A 14,553-nucleotide genomic window follows, 5' to 3' on the forward strand; every position below is an offset into this window, starting at 1 on the left:
TCGGCCCACTGACCGCCGCATTTCCTCGTCCGTTCCCGAAATCACCCTCCGCAGCGAAGGAAACAAGAAGATGCAGGGGTACACGAAGCGATCCAAGCCGACGCTGCCGTATGTCGCGATTGCCGCTATCAGCGCGAGCCTGCTGCTGACCGGGTGCTCCGGTCAGGAACGACAGGCGGAGAAGGGGAAGGACGTGGCCTCGCTGCCGCCTTCCACGAGTTCGCGGAATTCTTCGGCAGAGCCCGGTACGGAAGAGTCCACTCCCGCGGATTCCTCCGGCGGCACGCCCGGGGTGCAGCTCCGGCTCGACGACACCTCCGAGAAGCGGTTGCAGATCCGAAAGACGTACGCCGGCTGCCTGGCCGAGAACGGGATGGGTGAGAACGCCAACGGGCAGGTGAGCGACGGTGTTCGCAGGAAGGCGGAAGAAGCCTGCAAGGACAAGGCGCCGATCAATCCGCCCGAGCTCGACCCCGCCAAGAACCCGCACTACGGCGAGGACGTGGTAGCCGTGGTGAAGTGCCTCACCAGCCATGGCGTCCCGGCGGTGATCGTGCCGGCCACCGACAGCGGCCCGGTGGGGTGGACACTGACGTCGGCCGATGTACCCGACGACTACGAGCAGGTCAACTTGGCCTGCATGGTCAAGTCCTTCGGCTCGCCGTCCTGACCGCCTCGCCAAGTGCAGGGCGCGTCGGCATCTTTCCGCACCCGCCGACAGATCCGCCACGGTCGGGGACCTCGCAGCCGCTAGGCCGTAGCGACCTCTTCTTTGTTGCACCGACCGGGGCGACATTGTCAGCACATCGTCATGATCCGATGGTCAACTCGTCGTCGAGCGACGAGGACCTCCTCGTCCTTCCTAGAATCGATCGCATGTGCGCACATGTACTGGTGGCGGAGGACGATGCCGACCAGGCCGAACTGATACGCCGTTACCTGGAGCACGAGGGCCATACCGTGACGGTGACCGGTGACGGCCGCTCCGCTCTGGACCAGTTGCGCCGTCGCCCGCCGGACCTCGTGATCCTCGACGTGATGATGCCCGGTGTCGACGGACTCGACGTGTGCCGCGTCATCCGGGCCGATTCCGCTCTGGTCCACCTGCCGGTGCTTGTGCTGACGGCGCGTTCCTCGGAGGACGATCTCCTGCTGGGCCTGGATGTCGGCGCCGACGACTACATGACGAAGCCGTTCAGCCCACGCGAGCTGACCGCACGTGCCCGCTCACTGCTACGGCGCGTCCAGCGGAACTCGCCACCTCCTCCCGAGACCCTCGAACCCGCTCGTGTCCTGCGCGTGGGTCCCGTCTCTGTCGATCCCTCGCGGCACGAGGTTCACGCCTACGGGCAGTCGATCACCTGCACACCAGGCGAGTTCACGGTCATGGAGATGTTGACCGAGTATCCAGGCCATGTCCTGACCCGTGGTCAACTGCTGGAACGGCTGCATGGCTACGAGCCCTTCATCACGCCAAGGACGGTCGACGTCCACGTGATGAACCTGCGCCGCAAGATCAAGCAGGCCGCGGGCGACACGGCACGGCCGACGCCGCTGGTCACGGTGTACGGCGTGGGTTACAAACTGGTGGACGATCGTTTCAGAGAAGCCCCGAGTGACTAGTACCGTGCCGGGTACCGATGCCGACGCGGGCAGCGGAAGCCGCTCGGTACGGCGATCCCGTTTCGTCGCCACCCTGCGGCAGCGGAGCCTGCTGATCCGTCTGCTCGCCGTGTCCGCGCTCGTGTCCGTCTGCTCGATCACGGCCACGGCGTGGGTGGTGCTCAACACCACAGCCGTCGTACTCGGCGAGGAACGCGGCCAGGCCCTCGCCGACGACGCACGGATCTACGACACTCTCGTGGGCTGGGCCGCGACGCACCCCGACTGGAGCGGGGTCGGCTCCACCGTCGAACAACTGGGCCGCCGGGCAGGGCACCGAGTCGTCCTGACAACCGAGGACGGACGGACGCTGGCGGACTCCGACGGCGCCGGCACCCACGCGTTTCAGCGTCCGAGGGACGCCACAGCGACGGTGAATCCGCTCGCCACCGACATCGAACTGAGCGAGGGCACAACGTCCGGTACGCGGACCGGGGAGACGATCTCCATCGACCCCAGAGCGGTCGGTCCGTTCAGACTCTCCGCCAAGGACGGCCGGGATCTGAACGGCATCGCCCACCGGTTGACCGGTTGCCTCCAGCGAGAGGGAGTCCTTTCGCGCATCGAGGTGCTGCCCAGCGGCCGCCCGCGCCTCGTGGCGGCCGGTGCGAGCGATGGGGGATCACTGGGCGTGTCCCTGTGTCCAGTGAACGTCCTCGACGCCCCGATGCCGTCGGAGAAGGCCGCCCTGTCCGCTCTGAACTCACTTGTCGACTCCTGCCTGCGCAGTCGCGGTGTCGGTCTCGTCCGGCTGACGATCACCGGCGGCTGGACCTCGCGCACGCGGACGGCGCCCCCGGCGTCCTCCGTCGCTTCGTGTCTCACGACGAGCCGTGCCCAGCAGCTGGCTCCGTACGTCGCCCCGGCGGCTCTGTTGTTCGTGGCGGGACACGGACGCACCGCCACCACCTTCTTCGACCTCTCCACCGCCAACCGCCTTCGCATCTCCGAATGGGCGGCGGCCGTCCTCGTGATCACGGTGACCGTCACCAGTCTGGCGGGAATCCGCCTGGCGAAGCCGCTGCGTGTCCTCACTTCAGCCGCGATCCGGATGGAGGGCGGTGAGCTGTCCACCCGGGTGCCGGTGCGGGGACAGGACGAGATCGCCCGATTGTCGGCCGCGTTCAACGCCATGTCGGAACGGCGTGAGCAGTCGGAGACGATGCGCCGAGCCATGACCAATGACATCGCTCACGAGCTGCGTACCCCCGTCAGTAATCTGCGGGGCTGGCTGGAAGCGGTGGAGGACGGCATCGCCCGGCCCGACGCCGACCTGGTTGCCTTACTACTGGGACAGGCAATGCAGTTGCAGCACATCATCGACGACCTGCGCGACCTCGCGGCGGCCGAGGCCGGAGAACTGCGACTCGCTCCCGTTCCGGTGCGGGTCGCCGACCTGCTGTCGACCGCTGCGCGTGCCGCGAGGGCGACTGCTGACGCACAGGATGTGACCCTGAGCGTGACGGCGGACCCATCGACGGTGATCGACGCCGACCCCGTTCGCCTGCGGCAGACAGTGGACAACCTGGTGTCGAACGCCGTGCGTCACACACTGGCCGGCGGGACGATCACGCTGCGCGCGACCGTGGAACACGGTAAGGATTCCCTGGCGAGGGCCCCTGGCGTGACGGCTGATGGGCAGGACCGGCGAAGTGCCTTCGTTCTCCTGACAGTCTCGGACACGGGCTGCGGAATTCCGGCGGAGGAGCTTCCCCACATCTTCGACCGCTTCTGGCGATCGGAGAAGTCCCGCAATCGTCAGAGCGGCGGCAGCGGCCTCGGGCTCGCCATCGTACGGCGCCTGGTCGAGGCACACGGGGGCACGGTCACGGTCGTCAGTACGGTGGGCGAGGGGACCACGATCACTCTTCGCCTGCCCTCGAAGGCAAGGCACGTCGGATGAGACGCGATGATCGTGGAGGGCGACAGCCCGATGAGCAACGTGTCGCTGTGCTCGGTCCAGCAGATGGACCTGCGCCCTGACTCGCCTCCTACGCCGCCCAGCGCCGCCTGACAGCCACCTCACGGACAGTACGCACATGATCCACGTCCTGCCCGTCGGCGCCGTACGCTCCCCACGACGGGGTCCCGGTTGGGCCGGTAGGGCAGGGCGGGGGAAGCGTCGAGGGGGATGACACGGTGTCGTTTCCGGGTGCGCGGTCTCGCACGGTGGCAGGTTGCCTCTCAGCATTCATCCGGAACGCATCGTCGGCGAGGCTGGCCGGCGCATCATGTGCCGAGTGGTTGTGGTCGGGGGTGCGGGTGGGAGTGTCGACGTACGGCTGTGTCCTCCCGGTGAGGTGGTCGGTCACACGGCTGCGGGCAACGGCGCGTCGAGGATGGCGAGTTCGGCGGGTGTGGCCTGACCTCTCCAGTCGGGGCCGAGGCGGGGTAGGTGGTCACGTCGTGCCAGCGGCCGTAGGTGTGGAAGAGGTGGCGCGACGTGGCTTCGCGGATCGGTCCCGCCGCGTGCATCACCGGAGGCATGTGGTCGTGGTCGGTGCGGTGCCCGGCCCAGATGTACTGCCGGAGCGCCCGCGGCCGGATCGGGCAACTCGTCGTCCGGCGCGAACAACTGCGCAAGACGGGCCTGCGCACTCTTTGTGTCGTCGACGCTGCGGCGCAGCCGCGCGCCGACGAACAGTTACGCAGAGCCGCCCGGGGCGGCGGCCGGCTCAGTGCGCACGGAGATGGACATGGTCGAGGGTACGCAGCGCGCCGACGGTGGCTGGGCAGTACGCCGACGAGAACGTTCCATGCAGCCGACGGATCCCAGATCTCCTACCGACCGCGTAGCCGAGTTGAAGTCACTGAGTTCCTGAGCTCATAAGTCCCTGCCGGCCTGCTCCCCTACGCTTCCGAGCCATCGCCTTCACGAAAGTCTCGGAGGTAGACCCTCGGGGTGACTCCGTACACCGACTTGAAACGCCGGGTGAAGTGACTGGCGTCCGAGAAGTGCCAGCGGGTCGCTATCTCCGTGATCCCCAGCCCGCGCCCGGGAGAGACCAGGTCGTTGCGGGCCCGATGCAGGCGGGTATCGCGGATGAACGCCATAACAGTGTCGTCGGACGCGGAGAACGCGCGATGGAGCGTCCGCGCCGAGACTCCGATCAGGTCGGCGACGACACCGGGCGACAGGCCGGCGTCGCCGATGTTCCGCTCGATGGCCGCCTTCGCCAAACCCAACGTCCCCATCGGCTCGTCCGGCGGGCGGCGGACGCAGCTGTCCACCAGGATATTGGTGAGGATCAGCGCGCAGACATCGAGGACCGAGGCGCGTAGGGGGGCCGGTAGGTCGCTGTTCCACCCCAATGTTCCCACCCGCTCCAGGAACTTCTCCAGGACCCGGCCCCGGGGGTCATCGGCTTCCAGGACACACACGTCATCGAGGATGGCGGGCGATCCCAGATACGAGAAGACGAGATGCTGCGGAACCGAGAGCAGCCGGAGCCCCACGTCCGGTGCGCAGGAGAAGGTCCACGCGGATCCCGAGTCCCGGACGCACACCTGCCCCGGCGTCAGGCAGTGTCGGCGCCCCGCGTGAGTGAATTCCAGCCGGCCGGACGTGACGACATAGGCGACGACCGGCGCGGCGGACCCGGCCCAGCCTAAGTCCCCGCCGCCGCCCTCCAGCGCGTCGCTGCGGACCCGCGCGGCCTGCAGGCCGTCGAGCGACTGAATCGTGGCGTCGAGGCGGAATCCGTGCGGCACCTGCGTCGAGGGGATGGCGAAGCTGGTGAGATCGGGAAACGGACCGTTCCGCAGTTCGGAGAGGAACGCTTCCGGTCTCCGGGCCTGATCCGGAGTCAGAGCAAGCGAGATACGGCGGAGACTTCCGGAAGGGCAGCCCGAGGGCTGCTCCTGCTGACAGAACATCAACCATCCTTCTTTCCAGCGCTGTTCATGACGGGGCGTGGACGAGCCCTGCCGTGCACACACCGCCCGGCGTGACCTCCTCACGATCACCGACGGCCGCATACGTTCCGTTCACGTTCGGTTGACGCCGTGGGCCCGGCGGATACGCGGATCCCGGGCGCCTCTCATCCGCGAGCGCCACACGGCTTACCAAGCTGGCGCTCTCGCTCTATCCGCCGTACGCGGCGCTCCCCGAGACTGCTGCGGCAACCGACCGGCACCTCCTCGAATTCCACGGAGCGACGCGAAGAGATGGCACACACATGATCAAGGTCAGCCAGGTCACGGAGAGGATCGGAGCACTGGTCGAGGGCGTCCGCCTCGGTGGGGACATGGACGACGGGTCGGTCGCCGACCTGCGTGCCGCGCTCCTGCTGCACAAGGTGGTGTTCGTGCGGGACCAGCACGGGCTGGACGACGTCGGCCAGGTCGCATTCGCCTCCCGGCTGGGCAAGGTCACCCTGGCGCACCCCCTGTCGCCGCAGGAGGAGGGCCCGAGGGTTCTCTCGGTCGACTCCCGGTACGGGAAGGCGAGCAGTTGGCACACCGACGTCACCTACGTCGACAGGGTGCCCGCGATCAGCGTCCTGCGAGCGGTCCACCTCACCCCGTACGGCGGTGAGACGACATGGGCGAACACCGCCGCCGCCTACTCCGCACTGCCCGGTCCCCTGCGGGCGCTGGCGGGTCGCCTACGGGCCGTCCACACGAACATCCACGACTACGCGGAACTCGACGAGGTCGGGACAAACGTCATGGTGTGCGAGCACCCGGTGGTTCGGGTGCATCCGGAGACCGAGGAGCACTGCCTCCTCCTCGGAAGCTATGCCAAGCGGTTCATCGACCTGACGAACGGGGACTCGCGTGTTCTTCATCAGATGTTCCAGGAACGTGTCACACAGCTGGAGAACACTGTCCGGTGGCAGTGGCGGGAGGGTGACGTGGCCATCTGGGACAACCGGGCTACCCAGCACTACGCCCTCGCCAACTACGGGGATCACCCACGGCTCATGCATCGTGTGACGGTCGCCGGTGATGTGCCGCTCGGGCTGGATGGCAGGCGGAGCACGGTACACAGGGGCGACTCCTCCGTGTACTCCCCTCTGGCGTGAAGGGAGTTCGTCTCCCTTCCCCTCTCCGGAATCACGGACAGTGCGGCTGGCGCGGACGTTCAAGAAATTGGCACAGGTGTGCAGTACCAGGTACTCGATGCGCCTCTATGGTTTTACACAAGCCGCTCTGAGCGGACAGAGGGAATTCAAGGAGTTGATGAAATGGGACTCGGTGATGTTCACATTGAGTGCGTTTCCACCGCCTCGGGTGAGTATCAGGTCAAGCTGACGGAGAGCGAGCACGCGTCGCTTGCCATTCTCCTCGGCACCGGTTTCGACGACGAGGTCGGCGAAGCCGCGCTCGCCATCGACAAGGTCTGACAGCAAAGGCTGTCGGACGAAGCCGCAGGCGTGCTTTCGGGGCGCCTGCGGCGCTTTCCGTCACTAGGGAGGAGTCACCCATCGTGGGCAATGCAGAGGCGGACGCCGAGCGCATCGTGAAGAATTCGCAGGCCGGTGAGAGGGAACGAAGCCTCGAAGACGCGTTCCGGCAGGGCATGACCGCTGCGCACGATCTGGGGTTCGAGGTCCGGCTGCGTGCGGTGGTGGACGCCGATCCAGGAGTTTGGCGGTGTGAGCTCTGGCAGGCCGGAAAGGCGAGGGAGGACGGTCTGGGATTCGGGAAGGGGTCGAGAGACGCAGCCCAGGTTGGCGCCGTATTCGAGGCACTGGAACATTATGTGAGTGGAATCCAGTATCTCGACCGCGCGTCGGTGCGAAATGTCCGGACCGAGGAAGTCGCGGACCCCAAGAGTCTGTTGTACCGCGACCAGGCCGTCCGTCTGGTCGGTGAACTCGACAGTGCCTCCATCGGGTGTCTGGAGTACGAAAACCTCTCGTCGAAGGCGACGGCGGAAGTCCCGATCTTTCTCTCCGTTCCCGATTACGTGAGCCCACACTCCACGTCGTTCCGCGCCGACCTCGGAGACACCTGTGACTACTCCGCGCTGCGGCGGTATTCCTGCAACAACGGGTGGGCCGCGGGGGTCACCGTCGTCGAGGCGACGGTGCACGCGCTGAACGAGGTGGTGGAGCGTGACGCCCTGTCGCTGCTGCTGATCGGGCAGTTCCTCCGTGCGCGGCCCCGGCCGCTGCGGGTCGTGGAGAGGACGACGCTGCCAGCGGAACTCGCCACTCTGGCGCAACGCGCCGACGACGCCACCGGTCGTACCGTCCACCTCATCGACATGACCACGGATGTCCCGGTACCCGCGTTCATCGCCTACCTGCCGCCCGAGAACGGGGAACCCGCCCGCATACGAGGCTGCGGGGCGTCCCTGTCGTCCGAGTACGCGGCGTACCGGGCACTGACCGAGATCGTGCAGGTCCAGGGTGTCGTGTCGGACAGTGGGAATCCGGGGAAGATCTTCCGGAATCTCGACACCACACGGTCCTACCCTCCCCTGCATGCCTGCCGGCGCATGGATCTGACGGCGCGCCTCGCGGACGCCGAGACGATCTCCTTCCGGTCGACGAACCCGCCGGAACATCCCCAGGCACACCTGGAGGAGCAGATGCGTCTGCTGTCGGAGGGCGGCTACTCGGTGCTGCGTCACCAGGCGGCGACACCGGAGGGCCTCGCCGTCGTCAACGTCTTCGTCCCCGGCATGGAGCGCTTCATGCTGGTGACCGACGGCCTCTTGGTCCTCCCTGGTCCGCGCGGGGACCAGGTCATGACCGCTTGAACCGCTCTCGCGCGGACGGCTCGGAAGCTGTCGGCGCCGTCCCACGTACGTACCGAATCCGGAGATGCGATGACCGGTCGTGATGCCTCTCCTCTTGTCTGCGATCACACGCCCGATCCCGGGTTCGTCAGCGAGTTCGTGTGTCTTCACCCGCAGGCGCGTGTCGTCCGGGACTCCTCGGGCGTGACCCGGGTCTACGCCGGTCGCCGCGGTACGCTCCTCGGCGCGCTGTCCGGAGACCAGACCTCGGCCCTGGAAGTGCTGGGGTCCCGATCCGTCGGTTTCCGGGCACTTGTCGACTCGGTCCGGGGTGACGACGAGGAGATCTCCGAGTTGCTGCGCAAGATGCGGGCGGGTGGCTGGCTGTCGGTGACGCTGGCGGCAGAGGAGGTCCCGCTGCTGACCTTCCGGCCGCTCGCTCCAGCGGTGCCACCCGTGCTTGAAGTCACCGGTGATCCGGCTGAACTGCGCCTGTCTCGCTTCGCGGTGCTGCGCGCGGAGCAGTCGGGAATGGTCCTGGAATCGCCCTTGGCGCATGTGGCGGTGGAGTTCCACGACGCCACGCTCGTCGGCCTGTTGGCCTCACTGTCGGGGCGGTCGCCGCGGGAGTCGTCGGAGGCGATCGGGTACGCCTCGGCCGTCTCGTCGACCTGCCCCGCGGCACGGTCCGAGGTGGTGTCGGAGGTGCTGAGGGCTCTGGCCCGCCACGGTTTCCTGGTCTCCCGCGGCAGTGGCACGGAGCGCGAGTTCCGTCTCGCCCAGTGGTCGCCGCACGAACTCCTCTTCCACAGCCGTACCCGCCTCGGGCGACATGACCTGGAGCACGGCGGCACCTACTGGGCCAAGGATGTTGCCGCCCCGCTGCCAGCGGTTCGACGGCCGTTCGGCGGCCCCGTGGTCCAACTGCCCACGCCAGATCTGGACGTTCTGCGCACCAACGACCGGACGCTCACTGAAGTGCTGGAGGACCGGCGGTCGTTGCGCGTCCACAACGACTCGGCACCACTCACGCTCGCCCAACTCGGCGAGTTCCTGTACCGCAGTGCGCGCAACCGCCGGCGTCCAGGGGGCGGACCGGAGGAACTGGGCGACCGGCCCTACCCGTCTGGCGGCTCTGCCTACGAACTGGAGATCTACCCCCTGGTCACCAGAGTCGATGGCGTAGCAGCCGGCCTCTACCACTATGACCCCGAGGAGCATCGGCTGGAGTTGCTGGCCCGGCCGGGACCGGCGTTGACGCGACTGGCCGAGGCGGCCCGCCTCTCCGCGCAGGTGTCCTCCCGTCCGCAGGTGACGTTGCTCGTCACGGCCCGGTTCGGGAGAGTCCTGTGGAAGTACTCCACCATTGGTTACGCGCTGGTCCTCAAGCACGTCGGAGTGCTGTACCAGGTGATGTACAGCGTGGCCACGGCGATGGGCCTCGCGGGCTGCGCTCTGGGAGGAGGCGACTCCGACGCCTTCGCCGCGGCGTCGGGTCTGCCGTGGGAGTCGGAATCGAGCGTGGGTGAATTCCTCCTCGGCAGCAGGGGAGCGGAGGACTGAGCGAGCGTTTCTGGCTGACGGATTCACCCGTCCGACGGGACCGGCTCCCCTCTCCCTCCACGCATGTGCGGGGGTTCCGACGGCGAGCCTGAATCGGACGGACAGAGGCCCCCCGACCGGTTCGTCGCCACATTCCGGAACGCCTGGAGACGTTCGTGGTTCAGTCGTCATCGCCGGCGGCCCGAACGATCCTCAAGCGAACCGGTCTCGTGGGCCGCACCGCGCAGGAACTCCGGGACACTGCGAGAAGTCCCGGGGGCCACAGATTCAGTCGAACTCCGGGGAGTCCTTGATCTGCTGCTTGGCGAGGCCGACGAAGACCTTCGTGCGGGTCGATACTGTCGACCGTGCCGGCCGGGAGCATGACCTCCTTGCCGAAGATCCACACACGGGTGTAGACCACCAGACTGGCGTCACCGACCTCGTCGGAGTGCTTGTCGACCTTGCCGATACTCGGCGCGGCAGGACTGGACCTCGGCGACGGCGCGCAGAACGCCACCGTCACCGCCTGCGTGTTCACCGACATCTCCGGCAACGGCCTGGACCTGAGAGGCATGGACATGCCCCAGCCCGACAGTGCCGCCCAGCACACCAGCGGGATCACCGTCAAAGAACCACCGTTGGGATACCTCCGCCGCGAAGGTCACCGTCATCAGCGAGACGAAGGGCTGCTGGAACGAGGGAGTGAGCACTGCCCAACGTACTCCGCTCGCCGACCGATACCTGACGAGGCACCGCACGGCCGCCGGGATCCATCAGGACGCGGAGCTGCACGCGTTCGTTCTCCACTGCCGTCCCGATCCCGTTGACGCCGGTATCAAACAGGCCAGGAGACCTCCTGACCGCACCCACACCGCCGGGTTCACGCGAGGACACCGCTGGCACCGGACGACGACCGACCGGACGCTGCGCCAACGAGTGACACCGATGGCTCTCCTCCTGCAGTGGGCCGGCCCGAGTTCGGCATGAGGCGCGCCGCCGGGGGACGGATGTCGGCCGGCCGACACCGTTCATCTCTCTCGGCCCAGCCACGGACAACTTGTCCCCTGATGAAGTGGGCCTTCATCCGCTCTCCCGTCCGCGCCAGGATCGGTGTGTCGAACAAGGGAGGTCGGACGATGGACCGGGCGTTGCTGGCAGATACGGCCCAGTCGTTCCCGCCGAGCGAAGCGCGTAGGAATCCGCACCCGAGGGCGGCTTCCCGTGACCTCCAGTTCCGACGATCAGCTCGGACACGATCCCCGAGGTCCAGTCCACGCTGCACGACACTCGCGGCAGGGCCGGAAAGAGCACCACAGCACTGATGGACACCCCGGCCCGGGATTGCACGAGGTGAACATGCCCATTGCCTCCAAGCACCGGCGGCATCCCGAGGTGGCCGTGCTGAAGCTGCACTGACAGTGACTGGCAGAGCCCGATCAGACCCGAAGGCCGCCGAACCGTCCCGGGCGCGGGCGGGCGGCCCGAAGTCTGCGGCTCCGGCCCGCGAAGTAACCCGTCCAACAACCACTTGGCTGACCACATAACTGGTTTCGCCGGATTGACTTATCGAAGGAGTCACAGCTGTGAAGGCCATCGTTTTCGACACGTTCGGCGGCACCGAGGTCCTGCACGAGACGGAGACCGACATTCCTGAGCCCGGCCCCGGCCAGGTCCGCGTCCGTGTCCGGGCGGCGGGGGTCAACCCGGTGGACGGCAAGATCCGCTCCGGCACCATGGAGGCCATCTTCCCCACCACCCTGCCCGCCATCCCGGGTGGGGAGATCGCCGGCGTCGTCGACGCCCTCGGTACAGGCGTCGACACGTTGAAGGTGGGCGACGAGGTGCTGGGCTGGTCCGACACCGGCTCCTACGCCCAGTACGCGGTGGCCACCGCCGCCGTTCTCGCCCCCAAGCCGACCGGCCTGGACTGGGCCCGCGCGGTGGCGCTGCCGGTGGCGAGCGACGGCGCCGAACGGGTCCTGGACCTGCTCGACGTCGAGGCCGGCGAAACCCTGCTGATCCACGGCGCGTCCGGCGCGCTCGGCACCGTCGCCGTCCAACTCGCCGTAGCCCGCGGCGCGCACGTCATCGGCACCGCCGGCCCGGCCAACCAGGAGTACGTGACCTCGCTCGGCGCCACCGCGCTGGTCTACGGACCTGACCTGGTCGAACGGGTCCACGTGGTTGCTCCCAAGGGCGTGGACGCCGTGTTCGACGCAGCGGGCAAGGGCGCGCTGGAGGACTCCATCGCCCTGCGCGGCGGCACCGAGCGGATCGTCACCACCGCCGACTTCAGGGCCCGCGAACTCGGCGTCGTCTTCGCAGAGGGTCCGCAGCGCCGCTCGGCCGCCCGACTGGCCGAACTGGCCCAACAGGCGGCCGACGGCGCGCTGTTGCTCATGGTCTGCGCCACCTACCCGCTTGCCGACGCGGCCAAGGCCCAGCAGGCTAGTGACGCCGGACACAGCCGCGGCAAGCTCGTCCTCACCGTCGACTGACCACCTCCCGCGGGGGGCCGGCCCCCAACCTGCGGGGCCCCCACGGTCGCCTGCAACCAGCCGGTCGTCTTCTGTCAGTCGGCATCCACGCGATATGCGGAGAGGACACAGTGCTGGTCCCCGTGGCGGACACGGCCAGAGCCTCGACGAGCTCTTTCCGCGCGATCACCCGCCGATCCAGCTCGGGCTCCGCCGCCTCCAGCACTGCAGCCGCCCGGGCCGCTTCCTTGCGCAGATCCTTCTCCCGCACGCGAGCAGCCGCCTCCAGCAACCCGAACACAGACGCCACCGCACACCCCTCAGTGACCAGGCCGAACAGAACGCCCGAACTCGCCCTCGCCTCAACCGAAGCCATGCTTGACCAGCGGAACTAAGACCTTCACATGCGGTCGAGACACGGTTTCCAAAGCCTCTTCCGATAACATGACCTGCCCCGAACTGCCGGTTCTTGGCATGGGTCTTGTTCGCGGAGGTTGAGATGGACCGGGTGTTGCTGGCCGACTTTCTCCGGGCGCGCCGGGAGGTGCTACAGCCGGAGGATGTAGGGCTTCCCCGAGGTTCTCGGCGCCGTACGGGTGGGCTGCGGCGCGAGGAGGTGGCCGCGCTGGCTGGTATGTCGGTCGACTACTACAGCCGGATCGAGCAGCAGCGTGGTCCGGTGCCGTCCGAGCAGGTGCTCGCTGGACTCGCCCGGGGGCTGCACCTCAGCCTGAGTGAGCGGGACTACCTCTTCGACCTCGGCGGGCACCCCGCGCCACGGCGGGTACTGCGTGATGATCACGTCAGCCCCACCATGATGCGCATCATCGAACGGCTCGCGGACACGCCCGCGTTGGTGATGTCCCGGTTCAACGAGACATTGCTGCAGACCCGTCCGGCGGTTGCTCTGCTGGGCGATTACACCCGGTTCAGCGGAATGTCACGCTACTTGGTCTACCGCTGGTTCACCGATCCGGCGCAACGCGACCTCTATCCCGTCGAGGACCACGCCCTGCGGGGCAGGGTTTTCACTGTGGATCTCCGGGCGGCGTACACGGCGGACCCTCACGGGAGGGCCGGCGAGATTGTCGCGGCACTGCTGGAGGTCAGTCCGGAATTCGCCGAGGTCTGGCAGTTGCACGAGGTGGACGTCACCCATCACAACGACCTCAAACGCTATAGGCATCCCGAGCTGGGTGATCTGGAGTTGTACTGCCAGCGTCTGGTGGACCCCGATCAGGCGCAGGAACTGCTGATCTTCTCCGCCACGCCCGGCTCGCCGAGCCACGGAAAACTTCAACTCCTGTCTGCTGCGGGCGTTTGAAGGGCGTTTTGTCCTGGCGATGGTGTCTGGTTCGAAGTCGGGTATCGCACGCAGCCCTTGCTCCATGACGAAGTCGTAGAACTGACGCACCGACACCAGGCGCCGCTGGACCGTCGGGTTCGTCAGCCCCGCCCCGGCAGTGATCGGGACGACGTTCGCCCCGCGCCGGTCGGGCGCGACGTCAACTCGTGAACGAACACCCCATGTTGAGCCCTTGAGTGAGTCACCGTGGCGGGCCGGTTTCACCGCGGAGGTCAGCAGGATGAGAGCTGGGGCAGGGCATCGCGGCGGCCATCCCGACCCCCGTGACCATCGGCCCTTTACGCACCCGGCCCGAGCCCGGTGCGGACTTCCACCCGCTGCTTGAGGCCGGTGTTGAACGCGGCGTACCCGTCTTTTTTGGGTGTTCTGAGGAAGGGCCGGATCAGGGTGACCAGGGCTCCGGAAAATTCCTCGTGGTTGGTCAGGCGGGTGGTGCCGTCGTGGTTGGGGGAAAGGACGAAGGAGTGCCGGCCATGGAACAGCTGCTTGATGCCGAGCGTGCCGACCCACCGCAGTTCCTGGCCAGGTGTCGCGACGGTGACCGTGGGCCTGAAGGTCATGCCCGGCATGCGCATCGTGAGCCGGCTTCCCACTTCAGCGGTTCCCTCCGCTGCGGAGAAGGTGCTCCACTCGCCGTAGGCGGCGAAGTCGGTGAGGACGTCCCACACCGCTTGCGGGGTGGCGTCGATGTCAATAACGGCGGTGAGGACCGGCTTCATGGTGGTTTCCACTTCTGGCTGGTGCGGAAGGGAGGGGCGGGGGTTCGGCGAGCGGGTGGTCCACCGGTGCTCGGTGGGGCCGGGGACTGGCGT

At 67.5% G+C, this 14,553-nt stretch carries 11 protein-coding genes and 1 pseudogene; 9 read left to right on the forward strand and 3 right to left on the reverse strand.

The genetic code is table 11. The features are described from left to right. Positions 1 to 70 precede the first annotated feature (70 nt). The 3 genes from OG226_RS49605 to OG226_RS49615 all read left to right on the forward strand — a co-directional run bounded on the left by OG226_RS49605 (position 71) and on the right by OG226_RS49615 (position 3,565). Positions 71 to 670, forward strand: coding sequence for a hypothetical protein (locus OG226_RS49605; RefSeq protein ID WP_329352971.1), 600 nt, complete (start codon positions 71 to 73; stop codon positions 668 to 670). Positions 671 to 876: 206 nt separating this feature from the next. Then, the gene (locus OG226_RS49610) at positions 877 to 1,623 is read left to right on the forward strand and encodes a response regulator transcription factor (RefSeq protein ID WP_329353733.1); all 747 of its coding nucleotides are present in this window, start codon (positions 877 to 879) and stop codon (positions 1,621 to 1,623) included. Next, positions 1,616 to 3,565, forward strand: a complete 1,950-nt coding sequence (locus OG226_RS49615) for a sensor histidine kinase (protein WP_329352972.1) — start codon at positions 1,616 to 1,618, stop codon at positions 3,563 to 3,565. Before OG226_RS49610 ends, OG226_RS49615 begins: the two co-directional genes overlap by 8 nt. A 947-nt stretch (positions 3,566 to 4,512) precedes the next feature. Here OG226_RS49615 and OG226_RS49620 read toward each other — a convergent pair. Next, the gene (locus OG226_RS49620) at positions 4,513 to 5,640 is read right to left on the reverse strand and encodes a helix-turn-helix domain-containing protein (protein WP_328686127.1); all 1,128 of its coding nucleotides are present in this window, start codon (positions 5,638 to 5,640) and stop codon (positions 4,513 to 4,515) included. 200 nt (positions 5,641 to 5,840) lie between these two features. Here OG226_RS49620 and OG226_RS49625 point away from each other — a divergent pair, with 200 nt between their 5' ends. The 4 genes from OG226_RS49625 to OG226_RS49640 all read left to right on the forward strand — a co-directional run bounded on the left by OG226_RS49625 (position 5,841) and on the right by OG226_RS49640 (position 9,916). Next, positions 5,841 to 6,689, forward strand: coding sequence for a TauD/TfdA dioxygenase family protein (locus OG226_RS49625; protein ID WP_328686128.1), 849 nt, complete (start codon positions 5,841 to 5,843; stop codon positions 6,687 to 6,689). Between the two features lie 162 nt (positions 6,690 to 6,851). Further along, the gene (locus OG226_RS49630) at positions 6,852 to 7,010 is read left to right on the forward strand and encodes a hypothetical protein (RefSeq protein WP_328686129.1); all 159 of its coding nucleotides are present in this window, start codon (positions 6,852 to 6,854) and stop codon (positions 7,008 to 7,010) included. Between the two features lie 83 nt (positions 7,011 to 7,093). Then, a complete protein-coding gene (locus tag OG226_RS49635; RefSeq protein ID WP_329352973.1) occupies positions 7,094 to 8,374 on the forward strand; it encodes a YcaO-like family protein in 1,281 nt (426 codons plus the stop codon). A 69-nt stretch (positions 8,375 to 8,443) separates the two neighbouring features. Continuing rightward, positions 8,444 to 9,916, forward strand: a complete 1,473-nt coding sequence (locus tag OG226_RS49640; protein ID WP_329352974.1) for a SagB family peptide dehydrogenase — start codon at positions 8,444 to 8,446, stop codon at positions 9,914 to 9,916. A gap of 267 nt (positions 9,917 to 10,183) precedes the next feature. On the opposite strand, the pseudogene OG226_RS49645 reads toward OG226_RS49640, so the two are convergent. Further along, positions 10,184 to 10,370, reverse strand: a pseudogene (locus tag OG226_RS49645) (PRC-barrel domain containing protein); the annotation flags it as partial. Between the two features lie 1,111 nt (positions 10,371 to 11,481). Here OG226_RS49645 and OG226_RS49650 point away from each other — a divergent pair. Beyond that, the gene (locus OG226_RS49650; protein WP_329352975.1) at positions 11,482 to 12,396 is read left to right on the forward strand and encodes an NADP-dependent oxidoreductase; all 915 of its coding nucleotides are present in this window, start codon (positions 11,482 to 11,484) and stop codon (positions 12,394 to 12,396) included. A 478-nt stretch (positions 12,397 to 12,874) separates the two neighbouring features. Then, positions 12,875 to 13,699, forward strand: a complete 825-nt coding sequence (locus OG226_RS49655) for a helix-turn-helix transcriptional regulator (protein WP_329352976.1) — start codon at positions 12,875 to 12,877, stop codon at positions 13,697 to 13,699. A gap of 320 nt (positions 13,700 to 14,019) precedes the next feature. Here the strand turns inward: OG226_RS49655 and OG226_RS49660 are convergent, their stop codons facing one another. Further along, positions 14,020 to 14,460: an SRPBCC domain-containing protein gene (locus tag OG226_RS49660; protein WP_329352977.1), complete on the reverse strand. Its 441-nt coding sequence runs from the start codon at positions 14,458 to 14,460 to the stop codon at positions 14,020 to 14,022. Between the last annotated feature and the right edge of the window lie 93 nt (positions 14,461 to 14,553).

Source organism: Streptomyces sp. NBC_01261 (assembly GCF_036226385.1).
Taxonomy (GTDB): domain Bacteria; phylum Actinomycetota; class Actinomycetes; order Streptomycetales; family Streptomycetaceae; genus Streptomyces.

Excerpts from the sequence above, each read along its gene's own strand:
- OG226_RS49605 (WP_329352971.1), top strand. The coding sequence starts at position 71 with ATGCAGGGGTACACGAAGCGATCCAAGCCGACGCTGCCGTATGTCGCG.
- OG226_RS49610 (WP_329353733.1), top strand. The coding sequence starts at position 877 with ATGTGCGCACATGTACTGGTGGCGGAGGACGATGCCGACCAGGCCGAA.
- OG226_RS49620 (WP_328686127.1), bottom strand. The coding sequence starts at position 5,640 with ATGCGGCCGTCGGTGATCGTGAGGAGGTCACGCCGGGCGGTGTGTGCA.
- OG226_RS49625 (WP_328686128.1), top strand. The coding sequence starts at position 5,841 with ATGATCAAGGTCAGCCAGGTCACGGAGAGGATCGGAGCACTGGTCGAG.
- OG226_RS49630 (WP_328686129.1), top strand. The coding sequence starts at position 6,852 with ATGGGACTCGGTGATGTTCACATTGAGTGCGTTTCCACCGCCTCGGGT.
- OG226_RS49640 (WP_329352974.1), top strand. The coding sequence starts at position 8,444 with ATGACCGGTCGTGATGCCTCTCCTCTTGTCTGCGATCACACGCCCGAT.
- OG226_RS49655 (WP_329352976.1), top strand. The coding sequence starts at position 12,875 with ATGGACCGGGTGTTGCTGGCCGACTTTCTCCGGGCGCGCCGGGAGGTG.
- OG226_RS49660 (WP_329352977.1), bottom strand. The coding sequence starts at position 14,460 with ATGAAGCCGGTCCTCACCGCCGTTATTGACATCGACGCCACCCCGCAA.